The organism is Advenella kashmirensis WT001, from assembly GCF_000219915.2.
Lineage (GTDB): Bacteria > Pseudomonadota > Gammaproteobacteria > Burkholderiales > Burkholderiaceae_B > Advenella > Advenella kashmirensis.
This window is the reverse complement of the sequence record NC_017964.1, coordinates 3,267,298-3,284,084: the sequence shown is the minus strand read 5'-3', so window position 1 is coordinate 3,284,084 and position 16,787 is coordinate 3,267,298. Positions and strand designations below refer to the sequence as shown.

Annotated in this window: 14 protein-coding genes, 1 other RNA gene and 7 pseudogenes; 9 read left to right on the top strand and 13 right to left on the bottom strand. The window is 54.7% G+C overall.

Annotation, left to right across the window (positions count from 1 at the left end; genetic code table 11):
• The 7 genes and pseudogenes from pal to TKWG_RS15405 all read right to left on the bottom strand — a co-directional run bounded on the left by pal (nucleotide 1) and on the right by TKWG_RS15405 (nucleotide 6,496).
• A complete protein-coding gene (gene pal, locus TKWG_RS15435; protein ID WP_014751723.1) occupies nucleotides 1-483 on the bottom strand; it encodes a peptidoglycan-associated lipoprotein Pal in 483 nt (160 codons plus the stop codon).
• Nucleotides 484-515: 32 nt separating this feature from the next.
• Nucleotides 516-1,723: pseudogene (gene tolB, locus TKWG_RS27225) on the bottom strand (Tol-Pal system beta propeller repeat protein TolB).
• Between the two features lie 192 nt (nucleotides 1,724-1,915).
• A complete protein-coding gene (tolA, locus tag TKWG_RS15425; protein ID WP_014751721.1) occupies nucleotides 1,916-3,118 on the bottom strand; it encodes a cell envelope integrity protein TolA in 1,203 nt (400 codons plus the stop codon).
• Between the two features lie 40 nt (nucleotides 3,119-3,158).
• Nucleotides 3,159-3,599, bottom strand: coding sequence for an ExbD/TolR family protein (locus TKWG_RS15420; RefSeq protein WP_014751720.1), 441 nt, complete (start codon nucleotides 3,597-3,599; stop codon nucleotides 3,159-3,161).
• Nucleotides 3,599-4,281 (bottom strand): annotated as a pseudogene (gene tolQ / locus TKWG_RS15415) (protein TolQ). The gene TKWG_RS15420 and the pseudogene tolQ overlap by 1 nt, the downstream one beginning before the upstream one ends.
• Nucleotides 4,282-4,286: 5 nt before the next feature.
• The gene (gene ybgC, locus TKWG_RS15410) at nucleotides 4,287-4,697 is read right to left on the bottom strand and encodes a tol-pal system-associated acyl-CoA thioesterase (RefSeq protein WP_014751718.1); all 411 of its coding nucleotides are present in this window, start codon (nucleotides 4,695-4,697) and stop codon (nucleotides 4,287-4,289) included.
• Between the two features lie 56 nt (nucleotides 4,698-4,753).
• The gene (locus tag TKWG_RS15405; RefSeq protein ID WP_014751717.1) at nucleotides 4,754-6,496 is read right to left on the bottom strand and encodes a proline--tRNA ligase; all 1,743 of its coding nucleotides are present in this window, start codon (nucleotides 6,494-6,496) and stop codon (nucleotides 4,754-4,756) included.
• A 63-nt stretch (nucleotides 6,497-6,559) separates the two neighbouring features.
• Between TKWG_RS15405 and TKWG_RS15400 the strand changes: the two are divergent.
• Nucleotides 6,560-7,159: pseudogene (locus TKWG_RS15400) on the top strand (RNA pyrophosphohydrolase); the annotation flags it as partial.
• Nucleotides 7,160-7,709: 550 nt separating this feature from the next.
• Here TKWG_RS15400 and TKWG_RS15395 read toward each other — a convergent pair.
• Nucleotides 7,710-8,621, bottom strand: a complete 912-nt coding sequence (locus tag TKWG_RS15395) for an NAD(P)-dependent oxidoreductase (RefSeq protein ID WP_014751715.1) — start codon at nucleotides 8,619-8,621, stop codon at nucleotides 7,710-7,712.
• 171 nt (nucleotides 8,622-8,792) lie between these two features.
• On the opposite strand from TKWG_RS15395, the gene TKWG_RS15390 reads away from it, so the two are divergent.
• From TKWG_RS15390 to TKWG_RS15380, 4 genes are all read left to right on the top strand, one after another.
• Nucleotides 8,793-9,206 carry a hypothetical protein gene (locus TKWG_RS15390; RefSeq protein WP_014751714.1) on the top strand — a complete coding sequence of 138 codons (414 nt, stop codon included), beginning with the start codon at nucleotides 8,793-8,795 and terminating at the stop codon, nucleotides 9,204-9,206.
• A complete protein-coding gene (locus tag TKWG_RS15385) occupies nucleotides 9,206-9,520 on the top strand; it encodes a cell division protein ZapA (RefSeq protein ID WP_014751713.1) in 315 nt (104 codons plus the stop codon). The genes TKWG_RS15390 and TKWG_RS15385 overlap by 1 nt, the downstream gene beginning before the upstream one ends.
• Nucleotides 9,521-9,573: 53 nt before the next feature.
• A non-coding RNA gene (ssrS, locus tag TKWG_RS22685) (6S RNA) lies at nucleotides 9,574-9,755 on the top strand.
• A 49-nt stretch (nucleotides 9,756-9,804) separates the two neighbouring features.
• Nucleotides 9,805-10,614 (top strand): SIMPL domain-containing protein, encoded by an 810-nt coding sequence (locus tag TKWG_RS15380; protein WP_014751712.1) that lies wholly within the window; start codon nucleotides 9,805-9,807, stop codon nucleotides 10,612-10,614.
• Here TKWG_RS15380 and lgt read toward each other — a convergent pair.
• Nucleotides 10,571-11,364: pseudogene (gene lgt / locus TKWG_RS15375) on the bottom strand (prolipoprotein diacylglyceryl transferase). The gene TKWG_RS15380 and the pseudogene lgt sit on opposite strands and share 44 nt — an antisense overlap.
• Before the next feature lie 112 nt (nucleotides 11,365-11,476).
• On the opposite strand from lgt, the gene TKWG_RS15365 reads away from it, so the two are divergent.
• Both TKWG_RS15365 and msrA read left to right on the top strand, forming a co-directional pair.
• Nucleotides 11,477-11,818, top strand: coding sequence for a c-type cytochrome (locus TKWG_RS15365; RefSeq protein ID WP_014751709.1), 342 nt, complete (start codon nucleotides 11,477-11,479; stop codon nucleotides 11,816-11,818).
• A gap of 214 nt (nucleotides 11,819-12,032) precedes the next feature.
• Nucleotides 12,033-12,568, top strand: a pseudogene (gene msrA, locus TKWG_RS15360) (peptide-methionine (S)-S-oxide reductase MsrA).
• Nucleotides 12,569-12,663: 95 nt separating this feature from the next.
• Here the strand turns inward: msrA and TKWG_RS27220 are convergent.
• Nucleotides 12,664-13,170: a 4-hydroxyphenylpyruvate dioxygenase family protein gene (locus TKWG_RS27220; protein WP_407636857.1), complete on the bottom strand. Its 507-nt coding sequence runs from the start codon at nucleotides 13,168-13,170 to the stop codon at nucleotides 12,664-12,666.
• Nucleotides 13,116-13,741, bottom strand: a pseudogene (locus TKWG_RS27215) (hypothetical protein). The gene TKWG_RS27220 and the pseudogene TKWG_RS27215 overlap by 55 nt, the downstream one beginning before the upstream one ends.
• 174 nt (nucleotides 13,742-13,915) lie before the next feature.
• On the opposite strand from TKWG_RS27215, the pseudogene TKWG_RS15350 reads away from it, so the two are divergent.
• Nucleotides 13,916-14,391, top strand: a pseudogene (locus TKWG_RS15350) (Lrp/AsnC family transcriptional regulator).
• A 210-nt stretch (nucleotides 14,392-14,601) separates the two neighbouring features.
• Nucleotides 14,602-15,057, top strand: coding sequence for an azurin (azu, locus tag TKWG_RS15345; RefSeq protein WP_014751707.1), 456 nt, complete (start codon nucleotides 14,602-14,604; stop codon nucleotides 15,055-15,057).
• 146 nt (nucleotides 15,058-15,203) lie between these two features.
• Here azu and napH read toward each other — a convergent pair whose 3' ends face one another.
• Both napH and napG read right to left on the bottom strand, forming a co-directional pair.
• Nucleotides 15,204-16,091: a quinol dehydrogenase ferredoxin subunit NapH gene (napH, locus tag TKWG_RS15340; protein WP_014751706.1), complete on the bottom strand. Its 888-nt coding sequence runs from the start codon at nucleotides 16,089-16,091 to the stop codon at nucleotides 15,204-15,206.
• Between the two features lie 2 nt (nucleotides 16,092-16,093).
• Nucleotides 16,094-16,774: a ferredoxin-type protein NapG gene (gene napG, locus TKWG_RS15335; RefSeq protein ID WP_014751705.1), complete on the bottom strand. Its 681-nt coding sequence runs from the start codon at nucleotides 16,772-16,774 to the stop codon at nucleotides 16,094-16,096.
• Nucleotides 16,775-16,787: the final 13 nt, after the last annotated feature.

The following is a 16,787-nucleotide window of genomic DNA, read 5'->3' as shown; positions in this document are numbered from 1 at the left end:
TTAACGCTGATAGTTAATGTCTGCGCGACGGTTTTCAGCATAGGCTTCTTCAGTAGAACCTTCTGCTTTTGGACGCTCTTTACCGAAGCTGACTGCTTCGATCTGGTTAGGGCTTACACCCTGTTGTGTCAGCTGGTTGGCAACTGCTACAGAGCGACGCTGACCCAGTGCCAAGTTGTATTCGGCGCTGCCGCGTGCATCGGTATTGCCTTCGATGCGAACACGCTGGTTAGCATTAGCTGCCAGGTATTGTGCGTGCATTTGAACAACGGGCTGGTATTGCTGCTCAACAACATAGCTATCGTAAGCAAAGTAAACAGAGCGTTGCTGTGCCAGTGGGCTGTTAGGGTTGAATGGATCCATAACGGCGTTGGAAGTGCCTGTTCCAGCTCCAGCAGTGCCGTCTACAGGAGTAGAGCTACACGCTGCCAGTGTGGCAGCCAAACTAGCAATGGCAAGTGTTTTTGCAATGCGAGAACCCATGGTAATTTCCTTTATCAAAGTCAAAAATAAACTTATTTTGTAAACGGCCCCCAAGCCGCACCAGTCACATTGCCAGACGAGGGTATTGAGGCCTGGAACGAACCGTCAGCATTGACGATACCGAGACCGCCACCTGCTGCGTAGAGCACTTGCATTCCGTTAGGTGCGAAACTTGGAGAAAGATCATTGCCGCCAGAAGTCAGTACCTGATCAGATCCAGAGCCAAGACTACTTATAGCAATAACATATGACCCACCTCGTAAGCTAGAATATACCAGTTTTGACCCATCTGGTGATATTTTTGGCGAAACATTTTGTGATCCACTGAAGGTCAGACGGCTGGCTGCACCCCCTCCTAAACCGGCGCGATAGACCTGTGCGCTACCCCCTCGGTCGCTGGTGAAAACAATGCCACTTCCATTAGGGAAAAAGAACGGTTCAGTGTCAATTTCCGCTGAGTTGGTCAGGCGTTGCTGGCTTGAACCGCCGCCTGCGCTGACCAGGTAAATTTGTGAAATACCCCCTTGACTTAGCGCCACGGCAAGCTGACTACCGTTCGGAGACCACGCAGGGCGCTGTTGTTGCCCTTGAAGTTGGCTGCCACTGTGCGTCCGCCGGTGCTCAGGTTCTGCACGTAAACTATGGGTTTGCCCCCTTCAAAACTCACATAGGCCAGACGCGTGCCATCGGGAGACCAAGCCGGAGAAATGAGCGAAGAAGACGAACTAGCCACGACCTTGCGGCCCTCTCCGTCGGCGTCAGCGACGACCAATTGGCGGCCGGTGGTGTAGGCAATTCTCGTTGCAAAAATACCACGTACACCTGTTGTTTTTTCGTAAATAGCATCGGCTACCCTATGGGCAAGTCGGCGCATTTGCGCTTCTGAAATGTTCTTGGCATCCAGTTGCGACTGCTGAGCAGCATCTGCCAGACGATAATCGACGCTGTTGCCATTGACTGTGCCGTAGGCAACGGTCGTGCCGCCAGCCTGGGATATGGCTGCCCAATCCGGTGTGCTGTTGGCGCCCAGTGTCAGATCACCGGTGCTCTTGACTTCGAACTGGCCCGAACGGGTCAGGTCGGCGCGAATGATATTGGCAATTTCCGCCCCATTGGGGCCTTCAAAATTAGCGACAACGATCGGGAATTTATTGGCAGAGCCTGAACCGCGCAGCTCTACGTTTACCTGGGCGTGGGCGATGGAATAGAACACGACGGCAACAAATAGCGCCCAGGTCATCAAGATGCCGACATAACGCTGCACAGCACGGGCGGGAACGGCAGCAGTTCCTTTTTGATTGAGGCAGTCATGACTGCGGTCTCCTTACAGAATGTAATAACGACAGTGTATCAATAAAGCCCGCTTTGCCGAGGCAGAGCGGGCAAATGTTGTTTCACGATTTTTCGATCGACCCCACTATGCCAGTTGGCATTAGTTCGGGTTGTAGCGATACGGGCCAGTCACATAGGAATCGCCGCCTGGAGGTTTGGGGAACGGTTTGCAGGCCATGAGGGCGGCCTGCACCGCGCGGTCGAAGGCCGGGTTGCCCGAGCGCACCAGGATTTTGGCGCCAGTTGGCGTGAAGTTGCTGTCGAAGTCAACGCGATAAGTCACTTTCAGACGCTGATTACCGGAAAATCTCAGGCGTGGCTCCACGCACTGTTGCACGCGTCGCGCGTAGCCGGAATTACCGCCACCGCCACCGACCTGATTGCGGTCACTCTGGCCGCCACGAATACCGGCGGTGCTGCTGACGTCGCCACGCATGGCGGCACGCAGGGCATCGCCCTTGGATTCGGCTTTTGCCTTGGCCTGCGCTGCTTTGCGGGCATCGGCCTTGGCTTTTGCTGCAGCCTTGGCCTTGGCTTCGGCAGCCGCTTTTGCCTTGGCCTCGGCGGCAGCCTTGGCTTTGGCCTCGGCCGCTTCCTTGGCTTTGGCAGAGGCTTCTTCTTTTGCTTTTTCTTTGGCTTCGGCTTCTTCACGGGCTTCGGCTTCGGCGCGAGCTTTGGCATCGGCTTTCGCTTTTGCTTGCTCGCGGGCTTTTGCTGCAGCGGCAGCCTTGGCTTGCGCTTCGGCTTTGGCCTGCTCTCTGGCCTTCGCTTCTGCTTCTGCTTCGGCCTTGGCTTCCAATTCAGCCTTGCGTTTGGCCTCGGCCTGGGCTTTGGCCGCTTCCTTGGCTTCTTCCTGAGCACGGGCTTTGGCGTCGGCTAATTCTTTCGCTTTTTTCCGCGCCTCGTCCTTGCGTTTCTTTTCCAGCGCGATATCCGGGTCTTCCTGTTCGCTGTCTGTTGCTTGCGATTGCTGGGCGCGCGCTTGTTGCGCAGCCGCAGCCGCAGCGGCTGCCGCAGCAGCCCGTGAGGGCGGTGGCGGGGGCGAGGCTGCTTCCTCTTCTTCGTTTTGGGTGTCTTCTTCGGCAGGGTCCGGCGTGCGCGTTTGTGCCGGCGGTTGCAATACCTGATTTTCGCCCTCGGTCCACAACTCAAGCTGTACCGGGCCGGTCGGCGCTTCGGTAGATTGGAACAGTCCGGCGATCAGCGCGATCACTAACAAAGCGTGAAGGATAACCGCGCCGATCAGGCCTTTGCGATTATCTCCTTCATCATAAAATTCGTTAGGATTGTCGAAGTGCTTCATTAAATTGAGATGTGGTGGCAATAAGAATGGGCGGGACGGCTTACTTTTTGCCGTCTGTTGATTTCTGGTTGACCAGCAGGCCCAGGCGTGTCAGCCCACTGCTGCGCAGCGTGTCCATAACCTTCATGACTTCTTCATAAGGTACTTTGCCGTCTGCTGCAATCACGACAGGGCTGTCGGGCTCAACCAGTGCTTTGACTTCTTCCACAATATTGGCTTTGTCTATCGTTTGAAAGTTTTTGCCGGCAGTGCGCTGGCGCACTTTGACTTCGCCGTTTTCGGACATTTCCACTTCCACCGGCGTGGCCGGCACAGCGGATGCCTGGCCGACCGACGGCAGGTTGATCAGGCCTGGCGTGATCATGGGAGCGGTCACCATGAAAATAACCAGCAACACAAGCATCACGTCGATATACGGCACGACGTTCATCTCGTTTTTCATGCGGCGCCCGCGACCGCGGCGGTTTTGTATTCTGGCCATTAGCGAACCTGGCGTTGCAAAATATTCAGAAATTCGTCAATAAAGCTGTCGAAACGGCTGGCCATTTTGTCGATGTCGTTCGAAAAATGGTTGTAGGCCAGGACCGCAGGAATCGCGGCGAACAGGCCGATGGCCGTTGCAATCAGGCTTCGGCAATGCCGGGGGCAACCGCTGCCAGCGTTGCCTGGGCAGTGCCGGACAGGCCGATGAATGAATGCATGATCCCCCAGACTGTGCCCAGCAGGCCAATGTAAGGGCTGACCGAGCCAGCTGAAGCCAGAAAATTCAGGTTGGAGTCCATGGCATCCAGTTCGCGCTGATAGGTCGCGCGCATCGCCCGGTTGGGACCCTCAAGCAGAGCATTGACTTCCTTGACGCCGTTGCGGCGCGCTTTGAGAAATTCATCCATACCGGCTTCGAAAATGCGCGCCAGCGGACCTTCTTGCTCACTGTTTTGGGCGATGGACTGGTGCAGGGAGGTCAGATCGCCGCCTTTCCAGAACGAATCTTCAAAATCCCGTGTCTGATTGCGCGCGCGTTTGAGCGCAATTCGCTTACTGATGATATAGGTCCATGACAGAACCGAGATGATCACCAGAATCAGCATGATGACCTGTACGGGTAAGCTCGCGTTGATGATCAGCGAGATAATCGACATCTCTTCGGGGGTGGTAGGTTGCATAAAATCTAGTCCTGCACGAAAGGAAATAGTTGTCGGATAGGCATTGGAATGGGAGCCGGACGAAATGTGTCCGCATTTACACAGCATACCTGAATCTGGCTTTCCACCAGCCGGATGCCATCGCGTTCTGCTACTTGTTCAAAATGGACGGACGCGGCGCCCATTTTGGTAATCCGGCTGTTGATGGCCAGCAGGTCGTCCAGCCGCGCCGGTGACCGATAGCGCAACTGCGTATTGACAACGATGAATATCAGCCTGTCGTTGCCTGCCAGCGCGGTCTGACTGACCCCGAGATGGCGAAGCCACTCGGTGCGGGCGCGTTCGAAGAACTTCAGGTAATTGGCATAAAACACCACGCCACCCGCGTCGGTATCTTCGTAATAAACGCGAACGGGAAAATGAAAAGAATTTTCCAACAAATCAGACCTTGCAATACAACCGGAAAGTGTAAAAACTCAAGAAAATCACGAAATCATAACGTGTTTTTGAGCTCGTTATAAAGGGATTTGATCCTTGTTAACATTTCTGCAACAGGAACCTTTTGCCCCTCTGGCCAACTGCGCGATTGTAATTCCACGATACCATCTTTCAGTCCACGATCGCCAATTGTGATACGAATTGGAACACCTATCAGTTCCCATTCAGAAAACATGACGCCGGGTCGCACGTCGCGATCATCCAGGATGACGTCTATCCCGTCCTGGCGCAGCGTATCGTAAAGCTGCTGAGCCTGTTGCTGCACGGCCTCGCTTTTGTGCAAGCCGATGGGGCAGATGACGACTTCGAACGGCGCCATGGCCAGGGGCCAGATAATGCCCTTGGCATCGTGGTTCTGTTCAATGGCGGCGGCCATGATGCGGCTGATGCCGATACCGTAGCAGCCCATTTGGAGTGGCTCGGGCTTGCCCTGTTCGTTCAGGAAAGTGGCCTTGAGCTTTTCCGAGTACTTGTCGCCCAGAAAGAAAACGTGACCAACTTCGATGCCGCGCTGGATGGCCAGCCTGCCGGGGCCGTCGGTAGCCGGATCGCCTTCGACAACATTACGCAGGTCGGCCACCTCTGGTTCGGGCAGGTCGCGTCCCCAGTTGACGCCGGCATAATGGTAGTCTTCGCGATTGGCGCCGCAGATGAAATCGGCCATGTTTGCAACAGTCCTATCGGCCAGCAGATGCACTTGCCCGATAGGCTTGACGGGGCCGAGAAATCCGGGTTTGGAACCGAAGTACTCCATGATTTCCTCTTCGGTTGCCATGCGGTAGCCTTCCTTGAATGCAGGCAGCTTGCCAATTTTGACTTCATTGACTTCATGATCGCCGCGCACCATCAGCAACCACAACTGGCCGGCGCCTTCTTTGGGCGTGGTCATAAATACCACGGCCTTGACGGTTTTTTCCAGGCTGACATTCAACTGTTCGGCCACGATTTCGCATTTGCTGGCGCCGGGCGTGGCCACTTCCCGTAGCGCTTCTGTTGGGGCGGCACGCGAAGCGAGCAGGCAGGGGGCGTCGGCCAATTCGATATTGGCGGCATATTGGGAGTCGGGGTTGTAGACGATCAGATCTTCGCCGGTGTCGGCGATTACCTGGAATTCATGACTGCGATCTCCGCCAATGGAGCCGGTGTCGGCGGCCACGGCGCGGAACGTAAGGCCCAGGCGCGAAAAGATTTTCACGTAGGCATCGTACATGGCATCGTAGCTGGCCTGGGCAGACGCTTCGTCACGGTCAAACGAATAGGCGTCTTTCATGGTGAATTCGCGGCCGCGCATCAGACCGAAGCGGGGGCGACGTTCGTCGCGGAATTTAGTCTGAATGTGATAGAAATTGACGGGTAGCTGGCGCCAGCTGTGGATTTCATTGCGGGCGATGTCGGTGACTACTTCTTCCGAGGTGGGCTGCAGCACGAAATCGCGCTGGTGCCGGTCCTTGATGCGCAGCAGCTCGGCGCCATATTGCACCCAGCGGCCGGACTCCATCCAGAGCTCGGCGGGCTGAACCACCGGCATGAGCAGCTCGATCGCGCCCGCACGGTTCATTTCTTCGCGCACGATGTTCTCGACCTTGCGCAGGGTTTTAAGGGCCAGCGGCATATAGGTGTAGATACCACCGGCGTGCTTGCGGATCATGCCGGCACGTGTCATGAGCTGATGACTGATGATTTCTGCTTCTGCAGGGGCTTCTTTTAAAGTATTTAGATGAAATTTTGAGGCTAACATGGCTACCGGTTCAATTGATACGTATAATCAAAGACAATTGTATTTAAAAATGGGAGTGGCCGCATGCTTGATCGCGAAGGCTACCGTCCTAATGTTGGTATTATCCTCGTAAACCAGAAGAATGAGGTCTTTTGGGGTAAAAGAATTCGAGAACATTCCTGGCAGTTTCCGCAAGGTGGTATCAAATATGGCGAAACGCCTGTTCAGGCCATGTATCGAGAGCTTCAGGAGGAAGTGGGTCTTAAGCCCGAGCATGTACGAATATTAGGTCGAACACGAGACTGGTTACGCTACAACGTACCTGATAACTTTGTCAGACGGGACTCACGCGGGCATTATAAGGGACAGAAACAGATCTGGTTCCTGTTACGCCTGGTGGGCAAGGACACCGATGTCAGCCTGCGGGCCACGCATCATCCGGAATTTGACGCCTGGCGTTGGCATACCTACTGGGTGCCGCTGGACGTCGTCATCGAATTCAAACGTGATGTGTATCACCGTGCGCTTAAAGAATTGTCGGATATCCTGTTTCGTCGGCACGGAGAGTCGCGTTTTTTGCGTCAGCGTAACGGCACAGGCTCAGTGCCGCGCAAAAATGCGCACGTAAAAGATGCCAATGGCAAAAAAGGGCATGCCGTCCATCCGGCGGGTGCCGACACGTCTGTCGCCATTGCAGCCAAAGGCGAGCTGCCTAAAGGAAGCAAGCCCGTGATGGCAGGCCGCCAGAACGCCAAGCCTGGCGCCAAACGCAATTTTGAGCCCGGCCACGGCCCGCGCGCTGCACAGGGCCGGCGCAAAAACAGGCCCCACGGCACGCACGCAACGGCCGTGTTCATGCATCCGACGGTAACACGCAGGCGCATCGCGTCAAGGCGCTGCCGGTAACCCGTTAGCTGCATTATCGGTTAGCCGGTACGTTATTGGTTAGTTGTTATTTATTTGTTAGTTGTTATTTGTTATTTGTTAGGTACGTTATCTGTTTGTTGCGTTATCTATTCATGTACCGGATAAATGCGGGGGCAGTTCAAGCCAATAAAACATCGCGCAGCGCCGGTCAGGCGCAACGCGCGGTGTTGTTGTATCCGATAAGCAGGAGCGACTGCGCCCCGTTTAACACCCCTGTTTAAATCGACAACATTAATAAACGGGCTGCATTTGCCCCTGATCCGGGCCAGGCGGCCCACCAGGCGGGCGCGCCGCTATTGATGTGGTGCTATTTGCGCGGTGTCAGTCTGGTGATCAGGCTGGAGGTATCCCAGCGCTGGCCGCCATTTTGCTGCACTTCGGCATAGAACTGGTCCACCACGGCAGTGACCGGCAGCAGCGCGCCGTTGCGTTTGGCCTCATCCAGCACTAGCCCGAGATCCTTGCGCATCCAGTCGACCGCGAAACCAAAGTCGAATTTGCCCTGCACCATGGTTTTGCCACGGTTTTCCATTTGCCAGCTCTGGGCGGCGCCCTTGCTGATGACATCCAGCACGGCGTTCATATCCAGATTGGCGCGCAATCCGAAGGCAATGGCTTCGGACAGTCCCTGTACCAGTCCGGCAATGCAAATCTGGTTCACCATCTTGGCCAGTTGGCCGGCGCCATGTTCACCCAGCAGGGTGACCGCACGCGCAAAATGACCGGCTACGGGTTTGATTTTTTCAAAAACCTCGGGCTCGCCACCGCACATGACGGTAAGTACGCCGCCCACCGCTCCGGCCTGACCGCCAGAGACCGGCGCGTCGATAAAACTGAATTTACCTTCACGGGCGGCCGCTGCCAGTTCGCGCGCCACATCGGCCGAAGCCGTGGTGTGATCGACAAATACCGCATTCTGCTGCATGCCATGGAAGGCGCCGTCGGCGGCGGTGGTGACGCTGCGCAGGTCGTTATCATTGCCCACGCAGCAAAAGACAATATCGGCGCCTTCGGCTGCCTTTGCCGGGGTGGGGGCGCTGTTGCCGCCGAATTCGCTGACCCATTCTGCGCTCTTGCTGGCGGTACGGTTGTATACAGTGACATCGTGGCCGGCGCGGGCCAGATGCCCTGCCATGGGATATCCCATCACCCCCAAACCAATAAATGCGACTTTTTTTGCCGGGACCGAATCATACTGTTTCTCTGTAATTGAAGCCATGAGTGCACCTGAACGAATTGGAAGTGAATGGTAATAGAACGTAAATAGTACCTGTTTGTGTCTATTTTTTGGAAATATGGCTCAGAACAGGTAAAATTCAATCTCATTTAATTAAATCCGTGTGCACTGCATCGTAAGCGTGCCCGCATATTTTGAGAACGTGATACCACTATGCTTCAGGATTTAGATCAAGTTGCTGTCCGCATCGGGCAGCTGGTTCAGCTTACGAAACAGCTTGCTTCCGAAAGGGAATCCCTGGCGACCAGACTCAAACAGGCTGAAGGCGGACGGGCAGAACTGCAAAGTCTGCTGCAAGAGCGGGAAGGCCAGTTCAAGTCTATCAGCGAACGTCTGGCCAATCATGAGACCGAAGTCAATGGTATCCGGGAACAGGCTCAGGCCGAGAATGTTCAGTTGCGCCAGACACTTGAAGGCACCACTGCCGAACTGCAAAGCGTCAAACAGCAGCTGGCGGCCGCCAAGAACGAAGCCAATGCTTTGAAGGAAAGCGCCAGAACTGCGCGTGAAAAAGTGGAACGCGTACTGGCCAATCTGCCGGGCAATGCGTCAGAAGGAGTGAACTAATGGAACGCATAGATGTCTCTATTTTGGGGCGCGATTTTTCCCTGGCATGTAATCCTGAAGAAAAGCAAAAGCTGCTGTCAGCAGTCAAGCTGGCTGATCAGCTCATGCTGAAAATCAAGGGTTCTGGCGGTATGACGTCTGCCAGCAACGAACGCATCGCCGTAATGGCCTGCATTCAGATGGCTTCGGATCTGCTTTCCGTTAAATCTGCCGACGAAGGCTTCGGCGGCATGCAATATGGGCAATTCAAGAGTAAAATAGAGGAACTCAATACGTTGCTGGATTCCGGCCTTAACGATCTGAAAAAACTTTAAAGTATTCAGGGTTTAACTTATCGTGATTTTTCTGTACAGTTAACCCTAACAGTTTGTCCCTGCTGTATTCGTGACTTGGCTATACATCTCTTACCTATGCTTATGGCAACGGTCGCCGGATTACAGAGTTGGAGTGATCGTCTCTAGTCAGATGAACCCGACGCTCTGTTGAAGGTAACCAACTTTGAACTGAAAGGTTCGAGGTGCCAGCCTAGACGATACAAGCGGGGCCATTATTCCTATAAAGCGAGCTGTCATGGCTCGCTTTTTTTTCGGAGCCATCCATGCAGCGTACATTTTCCCACGCGTTTTTATCCAGAGCCACTTTGATCGCCATGTTCACATTGGGCGCCGTGGCCGTGCCCGCTACTGCGGTGCTTGCCCAGCCAGCCTCGAACCCGGCCACCACACAGTCAACAGAGCCGACGCTGGCGCTGAGCGCCTCTGCATCCGAGACGGTGGCTCAGGACACCGTCACCCTGACGCTGACGCGTGAATTGCGCGGTGAAAATCAGGTCGACCTGTCACGCAGTGTCAATGAAGCCATGAATAAGGTTCGTGATAAAGCCAAGTCAGACAAAGACCTTGAAGTTCGCACCGGTTCCTATCAGGTGTGGTTTGAACGTGACAATAATCGACCCGTCAAGCCTGCTGCGACAGGCACCCGGGCCGCCGATGCAAAAGATGACGGCAATGCGGACGATGCCGGCGGTATCTGGGTCGCGCGCGGCGAGCTGCTCATAACTTCCAAAAACATGGAAAAGGCCAGCCAGTTTGCGGCCGATGTTGACGAGGATATGGCATTGGACGGCATTCGGTTCTCCCTGTCGCGCGAAGCACGCGAGACCATTGAAAAGCGCCTGCTTGTCGCGACCACGAAAGCCTTCAAAACCCGCGCCCAGGATGCTGTTACCGCACTGGAATTTGGCGGCTATCGGATCAAGTCATTGCGTCTGGGCGATGTGGGGCAGCCTGAAAGCTACCAGCCGCGCATGATGGCAATGAGTGCTGCCAAGGCCGGCCCCGCGATCGAGGCCGGCAAGGAAACCGTCACGCTGTCGATGGAGGGAGAGATCTTTTTGTTGCCCAAATAAAGATCGCGATACCCACTACTATCATGGGCAGTGACAGCCACTGCCCCATGGACAGTCCCAGACTTAGCGTGCCCAGGAAACTATCCGGTTCACGCGTATACTCCACCAGGAACCGGGCCAGGCCATAACCGGTCATGAATACGCCGCTGGTTTGTCCGACCCAGCGCTTCCTGGAAGAAAAGATCCACACGACCGCAAACAGGATGATCCCTTCGGCCAGCATTTCATAAAGCTGGGAGGGGTGACGCGCAATGGGTCCGCCTTGGGGAAAGATCATGGCCCAGGGCAGATCCGAAGGACGCCCCCACAGTTCGCCGTTAATGAAGTTTCCGATACGGCCCATGGCCAGGCCAGGCGGCACTAGCGGGGCGATGAAGTCTGCAACCTCGAAAAATGTCATGCCCTTTTTGCGCGCATAAAGGTACAGCACAACCAGTACGCCAATCAGTCCGCCATGAAACGACATGCCGCCATCCCAGACTGAAAAGATATGCAGCGGGTTGGCAAGATAGTAAGCAGGCTGGTAAAACAGAACATAACCCAGGCGTCCGCCCACCACTACACCCATGACGCCGTAGAAGATCAGATCTTCAAATTCGGAGACAGTAAGTCGTATCATCCTTTTTTGATCCGATACTTGCCAAGTATCCAAAGCAGGGCGAACGCCGCTACATACATCAGGCCGTACCAGTGGATTTTGAGCGGACCGATTTCAAGTGCAATCGGATTAAATTGTGGATATGCGATCATAAGAACCAAAATGCGACAATGAAATGGAAAGTATAAAGGCGCGGCCAACGCTTTGTGCGTGGTCGGGTAAAATAAACGCAAGTTAATTGTTAAAATTTAAAAGGTTACCGTAGTGTCAGGAAAACAGATTGTCGCCTGCTTGGCAATTATTGCATTCAACATAACTTATGCCAGGGCGCAAACGTTGACTGACGGACCGCAGTTGGCAAAGGACAATATCTGCATGGGCTGTCACCAGGTGGATAAAACCCGCGTGGGACCGCCGTTTTCGGCCGTGGCGCAGCGCTATATGGCAGGCGGCCAACCCATGATCAACTATCTGGCCAATAGCATTCGCAAGGGCGGGCGTGGTCGCTGGGGGGCCGTTCCCATGCCGGCGCAGCCGCAGGTAAGCGAAGAAGAGGCCACCGCATTGGCTGCCTGGATCCTGTCACTGGCCACCCCGGCAAAATAGTGACTGAACGCTGCCAGGCTGCAACCGTGACATTGACTGGTTATCCCCGAAGCGGGTATGCGAACTATGCCAGATGGGATATGACAGTTGAAAAGTATCTTGCGAACTGTTTAACCGTTTCTCTGGAGAAATGCCGAACAGCTGTCCGGCATTGACCACCACCGTATCGGCAGGGCACAGGCCTGACGGACGGATTCTTTTGAAGGTGAGTGTTTTGACAAATCAAACTGAAATCGCGGTATTGGGTAGTGGCTGCTTCTGGTGTTCAGAGGCCGTATTCCAGCAATTGCAGGGCGTGCAGTCGGTGCAATCGGGCTATAGCGGCGGCCATGTGCAGAACCCGACTTACGAACAGGTCTGCGGCAAGGACACCGGCCATATAGAAGTGCTGCGGATTGAATTTGATCCTGCCGTTATCACTTATCAGGACTTGCTTGATATTTTCTTTGATACACACGATCCAACCACGCCGGATCGTCAGGGTAACGATGTGGGTCCGCAGTATGCTTCTGCCATTTTCTGGCAGTCGGACGAACAAAAAGAGACTGCTGCGCAGGTGATCGCTGCCCGGCAGGCTGATTTTGCAGACCCTATCGTGACCAAATTGCTGCCGGCGGCGCCTTTTGGCCGGCAGAAAGCTACCACGATGATTATTTCATTCAGCATCCGAACCAGTCTTATTGCGCATTTGTGATTTCACCCAAAGTGGAGAAATTCAAAAAACGTCATTCAGACAAGCTCAAGCGTTAGTGGCATCGCACTCGATCATACAGTTGTGGCCGATGCCTGATCGAGTGCGATGTTGCGCAGCCAGGGCGTGATCTGCAACCGTGGTGGGTGGCGTCTTAGTCAACGGCGCGCACCACCCCGCGACGCATCTGGTCCAGTTCTATGGACTCGAACAGCGCCTTGAAGTTGCCTTCACCGAACCCTTCGTTGCCCTTGCGTTGAATGATTTCAAAGAAAATCGGGCCGATCTGGTTTTCAGTGAAAATTTGCAGCAGCAGGTCGTTATTGGGCCCGCCATCGAGCAGAATGCGATTTTTCTTAAGGCGTTCCACATCTTCACCGTGATCGGGCAGCCGGGTGTCCAGCAGCTCGTAATAGGTATCGGGCGTATCCAGAAAACGCAGTTCGCGGGTACGCAGGTTTTCGATGGTGTCATAAATGGTGCTGGTGCCCAGGGCAATATGCTGGATTCCTTCACCGCGATACATATCAAGATACTCCTGAATCTGACCTTTTTCTTCCGTGCCTTCTTCATTGATTGGGATACGGATCTTGCCGCAAGGCGATGTCATGGCCTTGGACTTGACGCCAGTAACCTTGCCCTCGATGTCGAAGTAGCGCACTTCCCGAAAGTTGAACAGACGCTCATAAAACTCCGCCCATTCGGCATGCGGCCTTTATGAACGTTGTGGGTCAGGTGATCAATGATTTCCAGCCCCGCACCCTTGTAGTTCAAGTCTTCTTCGGCAGTAGACGGATCGATGGCAACAAAATCCACATCATAAATACTGATGTCGCCAATGCCGCCCGTACCATTCTTGCCTTTCCAGCGGTCTACCAGATAGATCAGTGAATCGCCAATACCTTGATGGCCGGGATATTCAGTTCCATCGGGCCGCTGCCGGAGTCAAATCCCCAGGCGCCCAGCTCGAGCGCGCGCTGATACGCCTTGGTAGCGTCATCAACCCGGAACGCAATGGCACAGATGGAGGGGCCATGCAAACGGGCAAAGCGCTGGGCAAAAGAGTCTTTTTCGGCATTGATCAGAAAATTGATTTCACCCTGGCGATACAGCGTTACGTCTTTGTGGCGATGCCGGGCGATGGCTCTAAAACCCAATGTTTCAAATACTTTTCCGAGTGCAACGGGATCGGGTGCTGTATATTCAACAAATTCAAAGCCATTTGTGCCCATCGGGTTTTCCCAAGGCGTAAACGTTGTTGTAGACATAGCATTGCTCCTGAAGTTTTTTGTTCTGATAAAACATCTATTCTAAGCAAAAAAGCGAGGCAGACGATTGCAAAAAATGCTGCAAAATTTCGTTATCTTGCATTATTATTTTATTTTTCGTTATATTTAGGAAAGATTATGTCACTAAATACACTAGATAAAACAGACCGGCAAATTCTTAACCTTCTGCAGAAAAATGGCCGGCTAAGCAACCAGGACCTGGCCGATAAAATAGCGCTTTCCCCAAGCCCGTGTCTGCGCCGCGTCAAGCGTCTGGAAGAAGAGGCTATATTAAAGGATACGCCGCCCGCGTGGATGCCGACAGAATCGGGCGCGGCCTGATTGCATTTGTCTCTATTCGGCTGAACAAACACAGTGGCTCCAGCCATGCCCCCATGCAGGATTTCAACCGTGATGTCCAGCTCTGGCCGGAAGTGGTCGAGTGCCATTCCATGTCGGGCGATATGGACTACCTGCTGCGCGTGCAAGTGCAGGATCTGGCCGCATTTTCTGCATTTGCCATGAACGTTTTGATGCAGCACCCCTCTGTGGTGGATATGAGATCCAGTTTTGCCTTGGGAAAAATCAAGGAAAGCGGCGCGCTGCTGGTGTAATTGCCAAGGCAAGGGATAGGCAGTCTGCCAGAGTGTTGGGCAACGCGCAGCGGCTGCTTCGAATTGCTATCTCGGTCGGCCGCCTCACCGGCCACGCTTGATGTGGCCTGATGCGGCAACGGTACCGTCTTGGGCATGTGCTGCCGTTTTTTGATATCGGAGGGTGCATCCGGGTGTGAAAATGTCTTCATGCTACTTAAGGAGACATAAATGAAAATGAAATCCCAACTTGTGTGTGCCGTGCTGCTGTCGGCCGCTCCGCTACTTGGCTGGGCGCAGTCGTGCGAAGTGACCGTTGAGTCGAGCGATACCATGCGCTACAGCATGCGCTCGATCAGCGTCCCCAAATCCTGCGAGACCTTTAAAGTCACGCTCAAGCATACCGGACGCATGCCCAAAACCGCCATGGGACACAATTGGGTGCTGGGCAAAAGCAGTGAAATTGACGCCATCATCAAGGACGGCCAGAAAGCGGGAAGCGAGCATGATTTTCTCAAGCCCGACGATACCCGCATCATCGCCAAGACAGCGTTGATTGGCGGCGGAGAGACGGCCGACACGACGATCACCACCAGCAACCTCAAGCCAGGCGAATCCTATACATTCATTTGTTCATATCCGGGACATTGGAGCATGATGCGCGGCACGCTCAAGCTGGAGGCATAAGCCGGCACGCCGGCAAATAGTCAGAACTTGTGGGAAGGCCCGGTTGCAGATTGTCCTTGCGGCCGGATACCGGGCGCCGGGGCCGGGTATCCGGCTGTTTTTTTGCCGACGTCGGAGGGTACTATTTCTTTATTTCTCGATTGATTTTATTTATTGATCTCGCCCGCTTGCGGCCGATTCGCCGTCTGCCATGTCAGCGGGCGAAAACTGATTTCAAATACATCATTGGGACAGTGGTCGATACAGGCCCCACAATTGATGCAATCGCCCGATATCACAAATGCGTTATCCTCGCCGCGCAATGCGGGACCAATGACATGCGGTTCCGGACATTTTCTCAGACAGGCACCGCATTGCTCGCAAGCGTCGCGCCGGGTTGCCCGCACGCGGATCCGGCTGAATCGGCCGATGGTTCCATAAAAGGCGCCTACGGGGCAGAGATAGCCGCACCAGCCATGGCGTGTAATTAATAGATCGAACAGGAACACGCCAGCAATCACTGCCCATCCCAGCCCCATGCCGAAGATCAGCCCGCGTTGCAGGATCGTGACCGGATTGATAATCTCCCAGGCAATGACGCTCGTGGTCACGCTGGCCAGCAGGGTCGCGGCCAGGATGACAAGGCGGGTGTTCTTGTTGAGAGCACGGTCGCGTTTTATGCCGAGCCGGTCACGCAGCCAGAGTGCAGCATCGGTAACGATGTTTACCGGGCATAGCCAGCTGCAATAGCTGCGGCCGCCCACCAGAAAAAAGAACAATACGATCAGAAGGGCGCCGCCAGCAGCGACCGCGGAAATGGCGTGGCCTGCAAATAATGATTGCAGCAGGATATAGGGGTCAGAAAGATTGATGATGCCAAACCACTGGCTGGATGCGAAATTGCCCTGAGCAATGCGCCATCCCAGCCAGGGCCCAGCCATAAAAGCGAACAGCAGGGCAAGCTGGGCCGTGCGACGGGCCAGCAGCCAGCGCCAGGATCTCCAGCCGGTACGTTCCTTTTTTTTCAGGGATTTGTCCGCGATAGCAATTGTCATTATTACAGTCGTCCTGAAGGGTTTCTGCCTTCCTGGCCCAGCCCTAGTTTGCGCGGCAGCACGCGAATGGCTGCCTCCTTGATCACGCAATGCTTTTCACACGTACCGCAGCCGGTGCAGGCATCGGAGTGCACGGTCGGGATAATGCGTTGTTTGCCATTTATCTGATGGGTTTCCAGGGTGATGGCCTGGTCACGTACGGGGCAAACCCGATAGCAAATGCTGCAGTTAAGTCCCTTGTAGTTCAGGCAGGTTTCATGCCCCACCAGTACCGCCACGCCCATGTCGGCATCCTCGATCCGGGCCATTTCGCTATCGAGGGCGCCGGTCGGGCAGGCTTTTGCACAGGGAATGTCCTTGCACATTCGGCACGGATCATCGCGTGCAACAAAGTAAGGCGTGCCGGTTTGAGCCGGACCATCCAGTGTTGCCAGCGAAAGAATATCGTAAGGGCAGGCACGAACACAGAGGCCGCAGCGCACACAGGCAGATAAAAATGCTGCTTCATCCAGTGCGCCGGGCGGTCGCAATGCCTGAGGCTCGGCGGCGGAAGCGGCATCGGTTGCGGTATCCAGGGCGAGCCATGTCACACCCAAAGCGCCAGCGGCGCGCACCGATGTTTTCAGCAGGTCGCGTCGCTTTTCCGAAATCCGGGGAGCATCTGACGGCTTTTCCTGACCCATTGGAGCCTCCGTA